Annotated in this window: 16 protein-coding genes and 1 pseudogene; 11 read left to right on the top strand and 6 right to left on the bottom strand. The window is 67.8% G+C overall.

Translation table 11 applies throughout. From position 1 onward, the window contains the following. Window positions 1-377 (top strand): ROK family protein (locus tag FXN61_RS36465; protein ID WP_167978491.1); only part of this gene is annotated, 377 nt, incomplete at its 5' end. Window positions 378-380: 3 nt separating this feature from the next. Here the strand turns inward: FXN61_RS36465 and FXN61_RS36460 are convergent. After that, a complete protein-coding gene (locus FXN61_RS36460) occupies window positions 381-1,121 on the bottom strand; it encodes a hypothetical protein (protein ID WP_246292439.1) in 741 nt (246 codons plus the stop codon). Window positions 1,122-1,659: 538 nt separating this feature from the next. Here FXN61_RS36460 and yicI point away from each other — a divergent pair. After that, the gene (yicI, locus tag FXN61_RS36455) at window positions 1,660-3,879 is read left to right on the top strand and encodes an alpha-xylosidase (RefSeq protein WP_167978490.1); all 2,220 of its coding nucleotides are present in this window, start codon (window positions 1,660-1,662) and stop codon (window positions 3,877-3,879) included. Here yicI and FXN61_RS53305 read toward each other — a convergent pair. Continuing rightward, window positions 3,872-4,663, bottom strand: a complete 792-nt coding sequence (locus tag FXN61_RS53305; protein WP_246292438.1) for an SGNH/GDSL hydrolase family protein — start codon at window positions 4,661-4,663, stop codon at window positions 3,872-3,874. The genes yicI and FXN61_RS53305 overlap by 8 nt on opposite strands. A 263-nt stretch (window positions 4,664-4,926) precedes the next feature. Between FXN61_RS53305 and FXN61_RS51070 the strand changes: the two are divergent. From FXN61_RS51070 to FXN61_RS36425, 4 genes and pseudogenes are all read left to right on the top strand, one after another. Then, a pseudogene (locus FXN61_RS51070) lies at window positions 4,927-5,546 on the top strand (DUF1996 domain-containing protein); the annotation flags it as partial. Window positions 5,547-5,750: 204 nt separating this feature from the next. Next, window positions 5,751-7,418, top strand: coding sequence for a cellulase family glycosylhydrolase (locus FXN61_RS36435; protein ID WP_246292437.1), 1,668 nt, complete (start codon window positions 5,751-5,753; stop codon window positions 7,416-7,418). After that, window positions 7,415-8,491, top strand: a complete 1,077-nt coding sequence (locus tag FXN61_RS36430) for an SGNH/GDSL hydrolase family protein (protein ID WP_167978488.1) — start codon at window positions 7,415-7,417, stop codon at window positions 8,489-8,491. The genes FXN61_RS36435 and FXN61_RS36430 overlap by 4 nt, the downstream gene beginning before the upstream one ends. Window positions 8,492-8,688: 197 nt before the next feature. Further along, window positions 8,689-9,972: a glycoside hydrolase family 6 protein gene (locus tag FXN61_RS36425; RefSeq protein WP_167978487.1), complete on the top strand. Its 1,284-nt coding sequence runs from the start codon at window positions 8,689-8,691 to the stop codon at window positions 9,970-9,972. A 4-nt stretch (window positions 9,973-9,976) separates the two neighbouring features. On the opposite strand, the gene FXN61_RS36420 is transcribed toward FXN61_RS36425, so the two are convergent. Beyond that, on the bottom strand, window positions 9,977-10,732 hold the full coding sequence (locus FXN61_RS36420) for a hypothetical protein (RefSeq protein WP_223165758.1): 756 nt from the start codon (window positions 10,730-10,732) through the stop codon (window positions 9,977-9,979). A 180-nt stretch (window positions 10,733-10,912) separates the two neighbouring features. On the opposite strand from FXN61_RS36420, the gene FXN61_RS51065 reads away from it, so the two are divergent. The 4 genes from FXN61_RS51065 (at window position 10,913) to FXN61_RS36405 (ending at window position 13,906) form a co-directional block, all read left to right on the top strand. After that, the gene (locus FXN61_RS51065; RefSeq protein ID WP_223165757.1) at window positions 10,913-11,257 is read left to right on the top strand and encodes a GntR family transcriptional regulator; all 345 of its coding nucleotides are present in this window, start codon (window positions 10,913-10,915) and stop codon (window positions 11,255-11,257) included. Further along, entirely contained in the window at window positions 11,220-11,624 is a 405-nt protein-coding gene (locus tag FXN61_RS51060) for an FCD domain-containing protein (RefSeq protein ID WP_246292440.1), read from the top strand. The genes FXN61_RS51065 and FXN61_RS51060 overlap by 38 nt, the downstream gene beginning before the upstream one ends. 111 nt (window positions 11,625-11,735) lie before the next feature. Next, window positions 11,736-13,181: an NCS1 family nucleobase:cation symporter-1 gene (locus tag FXN61_RS36410; protein WP_167978485.1), complete on the top strand. Its 1,446-nt coding sequence runs from the start codon at window positions 11,736-11,738 to the stop codon at window positions 13,179-13,181. Further along, window positions 13,178-13,906: an aspartate/glutamate racemase family protein gene (locus FXN61_RS36405; protein WP_167978484.1), complete on the top strand. Its 729-nt coding sequence runs from the start codon at window positions 13,178-13,180 to the stop codon at window positions 13,904-13,906. Before FXN61_RS36410 ends, FXN61_RS36405 begins: the two co-directional genes overlap by 4 nt. A gap of 28 nt (window positions 13,907-13,934) precedes the next feature. Here FXN61_RS36405 and FXN61_RS36400 read toward each other — a convergent pair whose 3' ends face one another. Both FXN61_RS36400 and FXN61_RS36395 read right to left on the bottom strand, forming a co-directional pair. Next, window positions 13,935-14,288 (bottom strand): hypothetical protein, encoded by a 354-nt coding sequence (locus FXN61_RS36400; protein WP_167978483.1) that lies wholly within the window; start codon window positions 14,286-14,288, stop codon window positions 13,935-13,937. A gap of 106 nt (window positions 14,289-14,394) precedes the next feature. Then, window positions 14,395-14,919: a hypothetical protein gene (locus tag FXN61_RS36395; RefSeq protein ID WP_167978482.1), complete on the bottom strand. Its 525-nt coding sequence runs from the start codon at window positions 14,917-14,919 to the stop codon at window positions 14,395-14,397. A 226-nt stretch (window positions 14,920-15,145) separates the two neighbouring features. On the opposite strand from FXN61_RS36395, the gene FXN61_RS36390 reads away from it, so the two are divergent. After that, on the top strand, window positions 15,146-15,652 hold the full coding sequence (locus FXN61_RS36390; RefSeq protein WP_167978481.1) for a carboxymuconolactone decarboxylase family protein: 507 nt from the start codon (window positions 15,146-15,148) through the stop codon (window positions 15,650-15,652). On the opposite strand, the gene FXN61_RS36385 is transcribed toward FXN61_RS36390, so the two are convergent. After that, a complete protein-coding gene (locus FXN61_RS36385) occupies window positions 15,625-16,392 on the bottom strand; it encodes an aminotransferase class IV (protein WP_167978480.1) in 768 nt (255 codons plus the stop codon). The two genes, FXN61_RS36390 and FXN61_RS36385, sit on opposite strands and share 28 nt — an antisense overlap. Between the last annotated feature and the right edge of the window lie 96 nt (window positions 16,393-16,488).

Raw genomic sequence — 16,488 nt, 5'->3', positions numbered from 1 at the left:
GATCAGCCGGGGCGGCCCGGCGGGGGCAACGCGCGGGCGCTGCGTTGCTGGAGCGATCCGCCCGGTACGTCGCGGTGGCGGCCCGCTCGCTGGCCAACGTGCTGGACCTCGAGGTGCTGGTGCTCACCGGGCCGAGCTTCGCCATCGCAGGCTCGGTCTACCTGCCGGTGCTGCGTGCGGAGCTCGACAGCGCGTTCATCGCTCGCGACGCGCATTCCGTCTCCGTGCGGTTGTCGCCCTCGGCCGCGTCGGCACCGGCGATCGGCGCCGCGGCGATCGTGCTGCAGTCCGAGCTCGTGCCACGGCAGAAGGGGTTGCACCTGCCGGACGACCTGGCGGCTGACGAGCCACCGGTCTTCCAGCAGCTCGTCCGCTGAGCGTTACGGGCACACGTTCGACGTGCTGTTGTTCAGCCTGATGTTGCGGAACGTCGTGTTGATGCCACAAGGACTTTCGCGCACCGACGAGTTGGTCACCGTCAGGTTCTGCACGGTGATGTCGCTGTTGTTCGGGAACTCCGAGCGGGCGGCCAGCCGGATCTCACCGCCGCCGGTCACGGTTCCGCTCTGCGCCGCGAGGTTCACGTTGTAGCAGTTCTCGATCAGGACCGCGTTGTTGCCGGTGTTCGCGAGGTCGATCCGGTCGATGGTGAGCCCGCCGCTCTCCGACACGCAGAACACGCCGCGGCCGCCGCCACGGGCCCGCACGGTGCCGACCCGGATGTTCGTGGGGTAGCTGTTGCCGATGCGGCCGTTGCGGTTCGCCGTCCGGAACGCCGCGTATCCGGTGCCGGCGCCCGCGTTCTCCGCGTCCACCGTGCCGACCGTGGCGTTGATGGTGTCGTTGAGCAGCAACCCGGACTCGCCGACGTTGCGGGCCGTCACGGTGCCGATCGTCAGGCCGTCCACACCGTACGTCTCCACGGCGTGGCTGCCCGCGCCCGAGACGAAGACGTTGTCGATCCTGATGTTCCGGCTGCGCACGCTGGTGTTGCCGCGGTTGTCGATGCGCACGCCGAGCCCGCCGGACAGCCGCATGTCGATCTGCCCGAGCACGAGGTTGTCGACGTTGCGCATGAAGATCCCGTACAGCGGGCGGCCGGTGAGGCTGAGGTAACGCACCTCGACGTCGCGGGTGCCCTGGAGTAGATCGGGGCCTGGTCACCGGAACCGGAGCCGGTCACGTTGATCGTGCCGCAGACGTCGATGCCGGTGTAGCTGGGCAACGAGATCCGCGAGCCCGCGCTGACCGAACCGTTGCCGCGCACCACAACCCACTGCTTCGAGGTGCGTCCCGCGCTGAGGCTGCCGACCGCGGCTTGGACGGCGGACCGCATGTCACCGCCGGTGTAGACGGTCCGGCCGCCGTTGCGGGCGGTCCACGTGCTGCCGCTCAGCACGGCCTCGGCGTTGAACGCACGGTCACCGCAGGCCATGATCCGCGGCTCCGCGTTCGCCGCGGGGACGCCGCCGAGCATCGCCGACACGGCCACGATCGCGCCCGCTCGCCACCTGGTGGAGGACATGGGAAATCTCCCTCGGGTAAGGGAATGCAGGGAATCAGCAGGGCTTCCTCACCAGGCATGTTATCGCTAACGTTCTTGCGGTGAAAGGGAATCGAAGCGATTCGATTCGAATTCGAACGGCGAAAGCGGGTCGAATGAAATTCAGCAACGGCTACTGGCTGCTGCGCGACGGCGTGGAGGCGGCTCATCCGGTCGAGGTCTACGACATCGCCCAGACGGCGGGGGAGCTGGTGGTGCACGCGCCGACCCGCCCGATCCGCCATCGCGGCGACCTGTTGAAGGGGCCTGTGGCGACGGTCCGGTTCTCCTCGCCGATGCCGGACGTGATCGGCGTGAGCCTGACGCACTTCGAGGGCGAACGGCGCAGACAGCCGGAGTTCGGGCTCACCACCGCCGAGCCGTACGTGCACCTCAGCGACGAGAGTCTCACGTCCGGTGCGCTGGAGGTGAGGGTCAGCCGCGAGTGGAAGGTCGAGTTCGTCGTCGACGGCGAGGTGCTTACCACCAGCCCCGCCAAGGGCATGGGCTTCATGACCCTGGACGGCAAGCACTACGTCCGCGACCGGCTCGACCTCGGCGTCGGTGACGTGGTCTACGGGCTCGGCGAGCGCTTCGGACCTTTGGTGCGCAACGGCCAGACGGTGGACATCTGGAACGCCGACGGCGGCACGAGCAGTGAGCAGGCGTACAAGAACGTGCCGTTCTACCTGACCAACGCGGGTTACGGCGTGTTCGTCAACCATCCGGGCCACGTGTCGTTCGAGGTCGCCTCGGAAAAGGTGTCCTGCGTGCAGTTCAGCGTCGAGGGGCAGTCGCTGGAGTACTTCGTGATCTACGGCCCCAGCCCCAAGGAGATCCTGCGCAAGTACACGTTGCTGACCGGCCGTCCGACGATGCCGCCGATGTGGTCGTTCGGCTTGTGGTTGTCCACGTCCTTCACGACGTCGTACGACGAGCAGACGGTGTCGAGCTTCATCGACGGCATGATCGAACGCGACCTGCCGTTGAGCGTGTTCCACTTCGACTGCTTCTGGATGCGCGAGTACAACTGGTGCGACTTCGAATGGGACCCGCGCACGTTCCCCGATCCGGTCGGCATGCTGGACCGGCTGAAGTCCAGGGACCTGCGGATCTCGGTCTGGATCAACCCCTATGTGGGGCAACGGTCCCCGCTGTTCGCCGAAGGTGTCGAAGGCGGCTATCTGCTGAAGCGGCCGAACGGTGACGTGTGGCAGTGGGACCTCTGGCAACCGGGCATGGCGCTGGTCGACTTCACCAGCCCCGCCGCCCGCGAGTGGTACGCGTCCAAATTGGACGCTCTGCTCGACCAGGGCGTGGACTGCTTCAAGACCGACTTCGGCGAACGCATCCCCACCGACGTCGTGTACTTCGACGGTTCCGATCCCGAGCGGATGCACAACTACTACGCCTATCTCTACAACAAGACCGTCTTCGAGGTGCTGCGCAAACGCCGTGGCGACGGTGACGCCGTGGTGTTCGCCCGTGCGGCCACCGCGGGATCGCAGCAGTTTCCGGTGCACTGGGGAGGCGACTGCGAATCGACCTACGAGGCCATGGCCGAAAGCCTGCGCGGCGGGCTTTCCCTGGGACTGTCCGGTTTCGGGTACTGGAGCCACGACATCGGCGGCTTCGAGGGCACTCCGGACCCGGCGTTGTTCAAGCGGTGGATCGCGTTCGGCCTGCTCTCGTCGCACAGCCGGCTGCACGGCAGCAGGTCGTACCGGGTGCCGTGGCTGTTCGACGAGGAGGCCGTCGACGTGCTGCGGGTCTTCGCCAAGCTCAAGGCCCGGTTGATGCCATATCTGCACCACGTGGCGCTGCAGGCCGCCACCGAGGGCACGCCGATGATGCGGGCGATGGCGCTGGAGTTCCCGGACGATCCGGCGTGCACGCACCTCGAACGGCAGTACATGCTCGGCGACAGCCTGCTGGTGGCGCCGGTGTTCTCCGACAGCGGCAAGGTGTCGTTCTACGTGCCGGAGGGCACCTGGACCGACTTCTTCACCGGGGCCGAGGTTCCCGGCGGCCGGTGGACAACGATGACATGCGACTTCCTCACCGTGCCGCTGCTGGTCCGGCCGAACACCGTGCTCCCGCTCGGAGCCGTCGACGACCGCCCGGACTACGACTACGCCGACGGTGTCACGTTGCGGATCCACCAGCTCGACGACGGCGCCTCGATCACGACCGAGGTTGCCGGTTCCACGTTCCACACACGCCGCAGCGGCAACCGGATCGAGGTCGAGGTCGAGTCGCCGCCGTCGGCGTGGCAGGTCCAGTTCCCTGCCGGGGACCCGGTTCAGGGCACCGGCAACGCTCTCACCGTCACTTGAGATGGCCGGAAAGGGGAATCCGTTGGTCGCGCAGGGCCGTGGCCACGACACCGGCGATCTGCCTGGCACCGGCAGCCTCGAAGTGGGTGTGGTCGTTGCAGAAGAAGGCGCCGACCGGTCCGCTGGTGTAGTCGCCGTTGTTGGGGCACAGCTTGAGCGTGTTGTAGAGCGTGTAGCTCAGCTTGTGCAGGTCGATGACGGTCACCTGGCTCGCCCGGCCCGTGTCGAACGTCTCGGTGAGGAAGCCGCGGGTACCGACGGCCGAGCTGCCGCTGCACCTGATCGCCGAGACGGGCGTCAGGAAGATCGGCGTGACGCCGCGGTCCTTGGCCGCCTTGGCCATCATGGCGAGGAGTTCCTTGTACCGGGCGGAACCCACGTGCCGGGGACAGTCGCGACTGCCGTCGTTGATGCCGAACTGGATCATCAGGTAGTCGCCGGCCTTCATCCCGTTGGTGGGATCGAGCATGTTCAGCCAGCGCTGGTGGAACGTCCTGGGGCTCACGACGCATTCGCCCGCGGAGTCCTTCGTGCTTTTGACGTTGGACTCGTACAGCCAGGTCTGGATGCTGCGACCGGCCACCGCGTTGTTCACCACGGTGACGTCCTCTTTGAACAGCGGGTCGAACTGGCTGCCCCAGCCCACCGGGCAGCTGGACTGCGGGTTCGACATCGTCGAGTCGCCGGCGAGCCAGACCTTCACGCTCGCGGCACTGGCGGACGCCTCGGCGGCGGGGGAGCAGTCGGGCTGATCCGCCGACGCCGGACCGGCACCGGCGATCAAAGGTAGAAGGGTGAGCGCGACCAATGTCAGAAAACGTTTCCGCACAATTGTCTCCAGACGGCAGGGTTTGTCTGATGTAGACGGAACAGAAAACGATCTTCCGTATGAGCATACCCTTTGTTCATTAGGCTGGAAAGCGCTTTCCGGAGTGCCGGTCTCGTGCCTGAAGGGGGAGTTGACGCATGTCTCCAGTCGGCCGTCCGGGCTGCGGGGCCTCGCCGACACGCGAGGTGTGACATGCGCGTTCGACGGTCATTCGATTCGAACGCAATCGAAATGAGCCGTTTCGGCTCCCCATCCGCGGCGCCACAACAGGCGCGTTCACGGTCGACTGCGGGCGGAACGAGAACGGGCACTTCAACCCGGACAACTTCATCGCGCAGCCCGGTGTCCGGGGCTGTCCTTTGTAGAGGCTCATGCCACGGGGGTACGGTGCCCAGCACCTGCACGACTACGTCGGCAACCTGTCCACGGACGCGGACTCGAACAACAAGTCGCTGGAGGCGGCGGGCACGACCTGCAAGAACGGTGACAAGTCGGCCTACTTCTGGCCCGTCGTGCGCATCAACGACGGTGCGGACGAGGGCGAAGGTGGTGAACTGCCCGGACGTCGCGAGCAGGCTGCCGAAGGTGCCGAGCCAGGCGAAGGCGGAGGTCGACCGCAACCCGGCCCTGCTCAAGACCCAGATCGACGAGGGCGAACAAGCGCCTGGCGAAGAACGAGAATCCCCGCGACGCCAACTTCATGCCCGGCAACGAGGGTGACATCCAGCGCCCGGAGGTCGTCGACCTGCAGTTCCGCGGCTCACCGGCCGGCAAGGTCGTCGCGATGCCGAAGTTCCTCCGCGTCCTGTACGGCGACGCCAAGGTCTCGACCAACGGCACCATGTCGCAGCAGATCATGAACCGTCTGGTCAACTGCGTGAACACCGGCAAGAAGTGCAGGGAGTGAATTGTCCTCACATCGTTCGACGATTCGGTGGTCGAATTCGTCGAAGCGTATCGATTTCTGGCCGGTGCCTTGACGGTGGCAGGGCGCCGTGCCAGTTTTCGTTTCATGTCGCGGTTATTCGTTCAAAGACGATCGATGATCGGTTTGGTGGTGGCCGCGGCAGCGGTCCTGGTGGGGAGCCTGATGCCGGTCGCCGCCTCGGCCGACGTCCGGGCCCGCAGCGCGATGGATCAGGTCGCGGCGATGCAGCCGGGGTGGAACCTCGGGAACACGCTCGACTCGACCGGCGCCGACGAGACGTCGTGGGGGAACCCTCGCATCACGGAAGCCTTGCTGGACAACGTGAAGGCGCAGGGCTTCAAGAGCATCCGCCTGCCCGTCACGTGGAGCGCGCACCTGGCGCCGGACGGCACGATCGAGGCCGCGTACCTCGACCGTGTCAAGGAGGTCGTGCGCTGGACGTTGGCGCGCGACCTCTACGTGATGATCAACGTCCACCACGACTCGTGGCAGTGGATCAACGCTATGCCGTCCGATCGCACTGGCGTTTTGAACCGCTTCAACGCCGTCTGGACGCAGCTGGCCGCCGCGTTCAGGGACTTCGGGTCGAAGCTGACGCTGGAGAGCGTGAACGAGCCGCAGTTCGCCGGTAGCTCTGGACAGGCGCAGGAGATCCAGCTGCTGGGCGAGCTCAACGCGTCGTTCCGGGACATCGTGCGCCGGTCGGGCGGGAACAACGCCGGCCGCCTGCTGATCCTGCCCACCCTGCACACGTCGGCCGACCAGCCGCTGATCGACGCGCTCGCGACCCAGATCCGGGGCTTCAACGACCCCAACCTGGCCGCCACGGTCCACTACTACGGCTACTGGCCGTTCAGCGTGAACATTGCGGGCGGCACACGTTACGACGCCACCGCGCAAAACGACCTCACCGGCTACTTCGACCGCGTCTACAACGCCTTCGTGGCGAAGGGCGTTCCGGTGATCCTCGGCGAGTACGGCCTGCTCGGCTTCGACCGCCACACCGGCACCATCGAGCAGGGCGAGAAGCTGAAGTTCTTCGAGCACCTCGGCTACTACGCGCGGACCAAGAAGATCACGACGATGCTGTGGGACAACGGCCAGCACCTCGGCCGGACGTCGTTCCGGTGGAGCGACCCCGAGCTCTACGCGCAGATCAAGTCGAGCTGGACGACCCGCTCCGGCACCGCGTTCACCGACCAGGTGTTCAGCGCGAAGTCGAGCGCCATCACCGCCAAGACGATCACCTTGAACCTCAACGGAACCTCGTTCCAGGGGCTGTGGCACGGCGACACCGCACTGGTGAGCGGCCGGGACTACACGGTCGCCGGCGACCGGCTGACCCTGACCGCGCAGGCGCTGACCAGGTTGAGCGGCTCGCGGCAGTACGGCACGAACGCGGTGCTGACAGCCCGCTTCTCCCGGGGCGTGCCGTGGAAGCTCCACGTGATCACCTACGACCAGCCGGTGCTGTCGAACGCAAGCGGGACAACGGCTTCGTTCGCGATCCCGACGACCTTCCGCGGCGACCTGCTCGCCACGATGGAGGCCAAGTACGCGGACGGCACCAACGCCGGGCCGAACGACTGGACTTCCTTCAAGGAGTACGACCGCACGTTCGCGCCCGACTACTCGAGCGGTACCACGCTCCTGAGGCCGGACTTCCTCAACGCCGTCAGGGACAACGCGCGGGTGACGCTCACGTTCCACTACTGGAGCGGCACCAAGGTGACCTACTACATCACGAAGTCGGGCAACACCGTGACTGGAGCGATCGCATGATCCGCGCAACAACAGTGGCCGTTCTCGTCGCCGCACTGATCGGCGCACCGGCGGTTCAAGCCGCGCCGGGCGCCCTGGACAGGGCGCACACCGCGGGACGGGTCACGGCGTCCGTCCAGTACAGCTGGCCCGGCGTCTACTTCGAGGGCCGGTTCCGCGGCACCAGCGTCGGCATCTCGCTCAACGACGCGGCGAGCTACTACGACGTGCAGATCGACGGGCGAACCGTGACGACGCTCGTCAAACCGGGCCGCACCACCTACTGGGTGCGTAACCTGAGCTACGCCGAGCACCGCGTCCGGCTCGTCAAACGGTCAGAAGCCCCTTGGGCGGCGGGGGAGTTCGGCGGGTTCGTCGCCGGGTCCGGCGGTGCCGTGCTGACCAAGCCCGCGGCCCGCACCCGGCAGATCGAGTTCATCGGCGACTCGCTGACCGCCGGCTACGGCAACCTGTCCACCACGCGCGACTGCTCCACGAACGGCGGCGTGGAAGCCAACACCAACACCGACCTCAGCTTCGGCGCGCTCACCTCCCGCGCGCTGAACGCCGACTACCAGGTGAACGCCTTCTCCGGTCGTGGCATGGTGCGCAACTACGGTGGCGGCGAGCCCGGCACCAGCTACCGCACCTACTACGACCGGGCGTTGCTGAACGTCGACGGTGACGTGTGGCAGAACCCCGGCACGTGGCGGCCGCAGCTCGTTGTGGTGGGCTTGGGCACCAACGACTTCTCCACCGCGCTCAAGCCCGGTGAGCAGTGGCCCACCCCGGAGAGCCTCGTGGCCGCGTACAAGTCGGCGTACCAAGGGTTCCTCGACAAGCTGCGGTCCCGCTACGGTGCTGGCACGACGATCCTTGTGAGTGTTCCGGAGGGCTCGGGGACGTTCGCCGACGCCGTCCGGCAGGTCGCGCAGGACCGCAACAACCAGGGCGACAGCCGGGTGCGCTACTGGAACTACGCCGACCCGGCGCTGGACCGCCTCGGGTGCGACTGGCACTTCTCGCAGCGCGACCACCGGTTGATCTCCGGGCTGCTGACCGAGTACATCTCCAGGCTGGGACTGGCCTGGTGACTGCTCGTTCCCGGAGTTCAGCGCTCACTGAACTCCGGGAACGTTTCCGGTCCATTCGATCCAACAGTCGAATGGTCCTTGTGCTGCAACTTCGCGCAGGGTTCGTCGAAGGTCGTTCGACGAACTCTTTTCGTGTGGCCTGTCCGCGCCTAGAGTGTGGCGCCAGTCTGGGAGCGCTCCCAGAATGAGGAGGCAGGATGTGCAACAAAGGAGTTGCCGCCGGCGTCGCGATGGCCACGTTCGTGGCCACGGCTGCAGCCGTGCTGAGCAGCGCACAGGCGGCCGCATCACCGTTCTACGTCGATCCGGGCACCAACGCGGCCAAATGGGTCGCGGCGAACCCCGGTGACTGGCGCACGCCCGTGATCCGCGACCGCATCGCGACCGTGCCGCAGGCGAGGTGGTTCACCACCACCAACACCGGCACGGTGCGAGGCGAGGTGGACGCCTTCGTGGGCGCCGCGGCGGCTGCGGGGAAGGTCCCGATCATGGTGGTCTACAACGTTCCCAACCGCGACTGCGGCGGGGCGAGCGGCGGCGGCGCGCCCTCGCACAGTGCGTACCGGGCGTGGGTGGACCAGGTGGCGGCGGGACTGGCGGGACGGCCGGCGGTGATCGTGCTGGAACCGGACGTGCTGCCGTTGATGACGAACTGCCAGAACGCCGATCAGCAGGCCGAGACCAGGGCGTCGATGGCGTACGCGGGCAAGCGGCTCAAAGCCGGGTCCGGTCAGGCCAAGGTCTACTTCGACATCGGCCACTCGGCCTGGCTCGCACCGGCGGAAGCGGCGGCGCGGTTGCGGGCGGCGGACATCTCCAACAGCGCCGATGGCATCTCCACCAACGTGTCCAACTACCGCTGGACGTCCGACGAGGTGGCGTTCGCCAAGGCGGTGCTGAACTCCGTGGGCGACTCCCGCCTACGTGCGGTGATCGACACCAGCCGCAACGGCAACGGTCCCGCTGGCAGCGAGTGGTGCGACCCGCCTGGGCGGGCGATCGGCACGCCCAGCACCGACCAGACCGGCGACGGCCAGATCGCCGCGTTCCTGTGGGTCAAGCTGCCGGGTGAGGCGGACGGTTGTATCGCCGGCGCCGGTCAGTTCGTGCCGCAGCGGGCGTACGACCTGGCCAACGCGGCCAGGCCACCGTCGACCACCCCTCCTGCGACGGGTGGGTGCAAGGCCACGCACCGGGTGACCAGCACCTGGTCGGGCGGCTACAGCGCCGAGATCGTGATCGAGAACCAGGCGGCACCGATCAACGGCTGGAAGTTCAGGTTCTCCGCACCGGGTGTGACCGTGAGCCAGGGCTGGAGCGGGACGTGGACGGACTCCGGTGACGTCGTCGAGGTCGCGAACGCGTCCTGGAACGGCGCTCTGGGCACCGGCGGGACCGCCACTGTCGGCTACAACGCGACCTACAGCGGCGGCACCCCGCCGTTCCTCTCACCAGCGCTGAACGGGATGGTCTGCGGGTGAGCGGTCAGCAGCCGATCCGGTTGGTGGCCAAGGTGATGTCGTCCAGCCAGAGGTCGTACGCGCCGTCGTTGGGCTGGTAGAGCTGCCAGCCGAACTTGACGGTGTCGAAGCGCGGGAACACGAAGTCCACCGGGTTTCCGCCGTGGTTGCGCGTCGACACGGTCAGATCCGGCTGAGGGACGCCGTCGAACCAGAGCTCGACCCGGTTGTCGGCGGCGTCCATCCGCCACTCGACGCACTGCCACACGTCCTCGCGGGACGGAGCCGACTCACGCCAGTTCGTCCAGTCGCCGGTCGGTCCGCCGTCGGCACCGACACCCCAGAACGCACGGCCCGCGGTGGGCACGTACTGACCACCCAGCGGCCGCACGATCTCCGGACCCTGGCCGGTGGCCTCGATCAGGGTGTAGTGGGCCCAGTCGGGCTTGCGCGGGAAGGCGTCGGCCTTGAGTCGCACCCGTCCGTAGAAGCTGTTGCCCGGCGCCGAGAAGTCCTCGACCCGGAGGAACGCGCGGCCGTTGCGTTCGGTGTGCACGCGGAGAACCCGTTGGCCGCGTGGGGCTTTCTCCACGGTGAGCGTGCCGTGGCTGGTGTCGACACCCCATTTGAGACTGGTGGCGCCGCCGAGCGGAACGGACTGGAAGTCCTCGCAGAACAGCACGTTCGGGCGGGCGCAGGAGGAGGGAGGGTGGACCGCGGCGGCCGGTGCGGCGGCGGCGAGGAGGGGGAGAGCCAGGAGTACGGAGAGCGCTTTCCGCATTGACATACCTGAAACCTAGGTGATCTCCCGATCGGCAGGCAACCCCGCCGATCGGACGGATTCGTTGCCCCTCAACGACTTTCGCGAAGGATCCTCCGATGAGAAGAGGGTTCTTGGCGCACACTGTCGCGGGCTGCAACGGCAACGTCGATGCCGGAGCCGGCGGGGTAGGCTGCCGGCGTGGCGGGCCCGCGGAAACGTTCGGCGCTGATCGCCCGGCTGGTCAGCGACCAGCCGGGTGGTTCCCAGGCCGCGATCCTCGACGAGCTGCGCCGGTGCCTGCTCGACGGCGACGTCCCGCCCGGCACCGCGATTCCGCTCGACGAGGTCGCGCAGGTGTTCGGGGTGAGCCGCATCCCGGTGCGCGAAGCGCTCAAGACGCTGATCGGCGAGGGCCTGGTCGAGCACCGGCCCAACCTGGGCTACCAGGTCGCCAGGCTGACGACCCGCGAGCTGCACGAGCTGTACGTGTGCGCGAGTGCTGGAGATGGCGGCGCTGACCGCCGCGGTCGCTTTGGCAGGTGAGCGGGACGACCAGGAGGCGACCGCGACCCACGAGGCGCTCGGCCAGGCCATCGCGGCACACGACGTGCGCGGCTACCACCGCAACAGCAGACGGTTCCACCTCGCGCTCGTCCGGCCGTGCGGGATGCACCGGTTGCTGGCCATGCTGGAGTCGGCTTGGAACACCACGGAGCCGGTGCAGCCCATGGCCCACGTGTCCGACAGCGCGAAAGTGGAACTGCACCACGATCACGAGGAGATGCTCGCGGCGTTCCTCGCGCGGGACGTGGACAAGCTGGTCGCGGCGGCAAGGGCGCACCACGGCCGGCTGCGGGCGTCGCTCGCCGCGCTGCCCCGTCACACCGGGTTGTTCGTCGACTCCGACTGACCTGGGCTTCGACCGACGGGGGCCGAGAAAGATATACGGTTCGCGTCATGGGGGCGTAACACGGCGGGGCCAGGCTGCTCGCACCACATCCGAGGTCTCGAGGAGTTGGTGATGACCGAGACAGCCTCCCGCCCGGCGACCGGCACCGCGCCCCACTACGACCCGCGCCTCACCAACGAGGACCTGGCGCCCCTGAAGAAGCAGACCTGGGGCTCGTACAACATCTTCGCGTTCTGGATGTCCGATGTGCACAGTGTCGGCGGCTACGTCACCGCGGGCAGCCTGTTCATGCTCGGCCTGTCCAGCTGGCAGGTGCTGCTGGCGCTGGTCGTCGGCATCGGCATCGTGAACGTGTTCTGCAACCTGGTCGCGAAACCGAGTCAGGTGACGGGTGTGCCGTACCCGGTCATCTGCCGGGCGTCCTTCGGCGTGCTCGGTGCGAACGTCCCGGCGATCATCCGCGGGCTCATCGCGGTGGCCTGGTACGGCATCCAGACCTACCTGGCGTCCGCGGCGTTGAACGTGGTGCTGCTCAAGCTCTTCCCGGGCCTGATGCCGTACGCGGACGTGCAGCAGTACGGGTTCCTCGGGCTGCCGTTGCTGGGCTGGGGCTCGTTCGCCCTGCTGTGGCTCGTGCAGGCGGCGGTGTTCTGGACCGGCATGGAGACGATCCGCCGGTTCATCGACTTCTGCGGTCCCGCCGTGTACGTGGTGATGTTCCTGCTCACCGGCTACCTGATCTACCGTGCGGGCTGGAGCGCGATCGACCTGAGCCTCGGCGAGGTCCGCCACACCGGACTGGCCTCGATCCCCGTCATGCTCGGCGCGATCGCCCTCGTGGTGTCGTACTTCTCCGGCCCGATGCTGAACTTCGGCGACTTCTCTCGCTACGGCCGGTCGTTCGCCGCGGTCAAGCGGGGCAACCTGCTCGGCCTGCCGGTGAACTTCCTGGTGTTCTCGGTGCTGGTGGTCGTGACCACGTCGCTGACCCTGCCGGTGTTCGGCGAGCTCATCACCGACCCGGTCGCGACCGTCGCCCGCGTCGACAGCACGTTCGCCATCGTGCTGGGCGCGTTGACGTTCAGCGTCGCGACGATCGGGATCAACATCGTGGCGAACTTCATCTCGCCCGCGTTCGACTTCTCCAACGTCAGCCCGCAGCGGATCAGCTGGCGCGCAGGCGGCATGATCGCCGCCATCGGGTCGGTGCTCATCACGCCGTGGAACCTCTACAACAGCCCGGAGGTCATCCACTACACGCTGGAGGTGCTCGGCGCGTTCATCGGCCCGCTGTTCGGCGTGCTGATCGCGGACTACTACCTGGTGCGCAAGCAGAAGGTCGTGGTCGACGACCTGTTCACCATGTCACCGAACGGCCAATACCACTACCGCAAGGGCTACAACCCGAAAGCGATCGCCGCCACGGCCGCCGGCGCGATCGTCGCCGTGGTCCCGGTCCTGGTGCCGGCGTTGGCGCCCGCCGCGCAGTACACCTGGTTCATCGGCATGGCCGTGGGGCTGGCGGTGTACTCGCTCGCGTCCAGGCCTGCCCGGTGATCATCAAGGTCGTGAACCCCAACACCAGCCAGGAGATGACCGCGCTGGTGGAACGGTCGGCCAAAGCCGTCGCCGCTCCTGGAACCTCGGTGCACGCGGTCAGCCCGGCGATGGGGCCGGAGTCGATCGAGAGCCACTACGACGAGGCGCTCAGCGTGCCGGGACTGCTGACGGAGATCGCAGCCGGAGAACAGTCCGGTGTGGACGGTTACGTCGTGGCGTGCTTCGGCGACCCCGGACTCGACGCCGCCCGCGAGCTGGCTCGCGGTCCTGTCGTGGGCATCGCCGAAGCCGCCATGCGCACCGCCGCCTACCTGGGGCGGGGCTTCACCGTGGTGACGACGCTGTCCCGCACCCGCGGCCGGGCGTGGGAACTGGCTGAGCGCTACGGGATGCGCGGGCTGTGCCGGGGCGTCCACGCCTGCGACATCCCGGTGCTGGAGCTCGACCGGGTTCCTGGAGCGCTCGACGTGGTCACGAACGCCTGCGCCCAAGCCGTGGAGGAGGACGGAGCCGACGCGGTGGTGCTGGGCTGCGCGGGCATGACGGACTGGGCGGCGCCGATCGCGGCGGCGATCGGCGTACCGGTCGTCGACGGGGTCCAGTCCGCCGTTCTCACGGTGCAGGCGCTGGTGGAGATGGGGCTGCGCACCGGCAAGCGGGACGAGTTCGCCGTCCCTCCGCCGAAGCGGTACACGGGGTTGTTGCGCGACTTCGGTCATTGAGTGTTTGTCGGCCAGAGAGCGAGCCGGCTCAGCGCTGCTCGCTCTCCGGCAGGTCGCCGCGGACATGCATTTCGTGCAGAGCCTCGTCGGCGGTGGTGATCTCCGAGTAGTACTGCCGGTGCACCTTGTACGTGCGGTCGAGCTCGATCTTGTGGTACATCCCGGTCGGCTCGCCGAAGCGGAGGTCGCGGGGGAGGCGCTGGACGCCATCGCGGCCCACGATCAGGATTGCGCGGTCGGTGGCCACGAACGTCCACACCCGCACGTTGAAGATCCACGAGCCGGTCTGCGCGATGAATCCCGTCTGGATCTGCTCGCCGGGCTCCAGATGTGGCGCGGCCCGCTTGGCGATCAGTTCGGCCCGTCGTTCCTGGTAGCCCATGGTTTCCCTCCGAAGCGAGACGTGCCCGCATGGTAGGACGGGCCACCCGCGAGGGGACGTGCGATGGCAGCTTCCGGCCGCGGATTATGTCGGCCGCCGCCGTTGTTCACTCCCAGAACACTTGGAGCGCCTCGGACGTCAGCTGGGACAAGCCGTACGTCGCGCAGTCGGCGTTGGGGTGGACCACCGGGTAGGCGTTGGCGGTGTCGCCGGCGAGTGGGCCGTGGGTGAAGCGGGCGCTGATCGTGACTCGTCCCGCGGCCGGATCGGTGTTGACGGTGATGTCGAATTCGCTCTTCTCGCCGGTGTTCCACGTCAGGACGGCCTGTTCGGTGATGGTCATGACGGGTGCGCACTGGTCGCCGAAGTGGCGGGTCGCTGTTCCGGTCCCGGTGCGGACGCCCGATTTCAACCGGGTGTACTTCCCGTTGGGCGACTGGCAGTTCACGAGTCCACCGCCGACCGTGGTGTCGGCTGTGGTGTTCGTCGGGGTCAGCGGTGGGGTGAAGTCGAACTGGAAGTTGCCGGTGCATGACAGGTCGCCGGTCTCCGCGTGGGCCGGGGTCGGGAGGACGGCGGCAACGGCCAGCAACGAAGCAATGGCGAGCATGCGTGTGGGGTTGGTCGTCATGCGCTTCTTCTACTGGGTCTGCTACCCGGTGGAGTGCCGCCAGCCGAGCGAAACATCGACACGAACCGGTGATTCAACACGGAAACGGCGGGCTTCGCGGCAGCCGCCGTGGGCGTGATGATCTCATCGCGGGCAGCGCTCGGAGCGCTACGTCCACAATGGACGCGGCGTATAATTCTGTTGTGTACCAACGAAAAACTCACGAAAGGTCCGCTAGTGTGGAAGCATGTCGACCATTACGAGTGAGCCGAGGGTGAACCTGAAGTCGGTCACCCCGGACGTGTCCGCCGCGATGCGGGCGCTGCACGTCGCGGCCGCGGACTCCGCGGCACGGGCCGGGTTGCCCGTCCTGCTGCTGGACCTGCTGCGCCTGCGCGTCTCGCAGATCAACGGGTGCGAGTTCTGCATGGACCTGCACGCCCGTGACGCCAGGGCCGCCGGTGAGTCGCCGGAGCGCCTCGACGCGCTGTTCGCCTGGCCGGCGTCCACGCGGTTCGACGCGCGGGAGAAGGCCGCTCTCGCGCTGGCCGAGGCGATCACCCTCGTGCACGACGGCCGGGTGCCGGACGGGGTGTACCGGGCCGCTGCCACCGAGTTCGGCGAGGACGGGACCGCCGCGCTCATCTGGGTCTGCACCGTCATCAACGCCTACAACCGCATCGCGGTCAGCACCCGCATGGTTCCCCCTGCGCCCCAGCCATCGACTCAGCCATCGACGACGACCTCGAGCTGACGTGGCCGCGTGGCGGTGGGCGGGTTCAGCGGTGTGCGCAGCCGTTCGACCCGCTCCCGCCACGGCGCGAAGTGGGTGTCGCCGCCGGGAGTGGCACCGCAGCCGATCAACCCGGTCACCAGGCGGATACCGTGGAGGGCGTTGAGCAGCCACACTTCCCGGCCTGCCAGCTCGTCGACCCGACGGGCACGCTGCGCCGTCCGGATTCCCTGCGCCGCGGCCAAGTCCAGCACCAACCCGGCGGTCGTTCCCGGCAGCGCCGGAATCTCCTCGGGCGGTGCGCACAGCACGTCGTCCTCCCACCACAGCACTGACGAGCTCGCCGCCTCCACCACGATGCCGTCCGGTGTGCGCAGCAGTGCCTCCTGGGCGCCGTGGCTTTCCGCTTCGGCACGCAGCTTGCCCAGCGACTGGAGATCCGGGCCCTTGCGGGCTGGACTACGCCGGTGATCGGGCGCGTCCGGTACCCACACCCGCACGTGTTCGCCGCGCTCTGGTGCCGGGCGGATCCGCAGTCGCAACGACGGCGGGTCGCCCGCGAGTTCCGCCCGTGGGAACCAGGCGCCGGTGCGAGGCAGGGCGGAGATCGCCTCGCGCCAGAAACGGTCCAGTTCCTGCTGTGTGACGACACCGAGCTCCAGGCAGGATCGGGTGAACCTGCTGACGTGCCGGTCCAGCGACCGCACCGACCCGTCGAGCACCAGCCAGGAATCGGCCACCAGCAGGGGAGTGTCCGCCATTCAGCGCCTCCTCGAAGGGCCGTAGGGGGCGTGTTCCAGCCACTCGCCGAATCTCGGCACCACGGGCGCCAGGCCCGCTGCCGTCCTGCGCCGCAG

Origin of the sequence: Lentzea indica (genome assembly GCF_012184385.1) — a bacterium.
Taxonomy (GTDB): Bacteria; Actinomycetota; Actinomycetes; order Mycobacteriales; family Pseudonocardiaceae; genus Lentzea; species Lentzea indica.
The sequence above is the reverse complement of the archived record's forward strand: the minus strand, read 5'-3'. Positions and strand labels throughout refer to the sequence as shown.

Excerpts from the sequence above, each read along its gene's own strand:
- FXN61_RS36435 (WP_246292437.1), top strand. The coding sequence starts at position 5,751 with ATGATCGGTTTGGTGGTGGCCGCGGCAGCGGTCCTGGTGGGGAGCCTG.
- FXN61_RS36390 (WP_167978481.1), top strand. The coding sequence starts at position 15,146 with ATGTCGACCATTACGAGTGAGCCGAGGGTGAACCTGAAGTCGGTCACC.
- FXN61_RS36430 (WP_167978488.1), top strand. The coding sequence starts at position 7,415 with ATGATCCGCGCAACAACAGTGGCCGTTCTCGTCGCCGCACTGATCGGC.
- FXN61_RS51060 (WP_246292440.1), top strand. The coding sequence starts at position 11,220 with ATGGCGGCGCTGACCGCCGCGGTCGCTTTGGCAGGTGAGCGGGACGAC.
- FXN61_RS36400 (WP_167978483.1), bottom strand. The coding sequence starts at position 14,288 with ATGGGCTACCAGGAACGACGGGCCGAACTGATCGCCAAGCGGGCCGCG.
- FXN61_RS36410 (WP_167978485.1), top strand. The coding sequence starts at position 11,736 with ATGACCGAGACAGCCTCCCGCCCGGCGACCGGCACCGCGCCCCACTAC.
- FXN61_RS36420 (WP_223165758.1), bottom strand. The coding sequence starts at position 10,732 with ATGCGGAAAGCGCTCTCCGTACTCCTGGCTCTCCCCCTCCTCGCCGCC.
- FXN61_RS36425 (WP_167978487.1), top strand. The coding sequence starts at position 8,689 with ATGTGCAACAAAGGAGTTGCCGCCGGCGTCGCGATGGCCACGTTCGTG.
- yicI (WP_167978490.1), top strand. The coding sequence starts at position 1,660 with ATGAAATTCAGCAACGGCTACTGGCTGCTGCGCGACGGCGTGGAGGCG.
- FXN61_RS36385 (WP_167978480.1), bottom strand. The coding sequence starts at position 16,392 with ATGGCGGACACTCCCCTGCTGGTGGCCGATTCCTGGCTGGTGCTCGAC.
- FXN61_RS36395 (WP_167978482.1), bottom strand. The coding sequence starts at position 14,919 with ATGACGACCAACCCCACACGCATGCTCGCCATTGCTTCGTTGCTGGCC.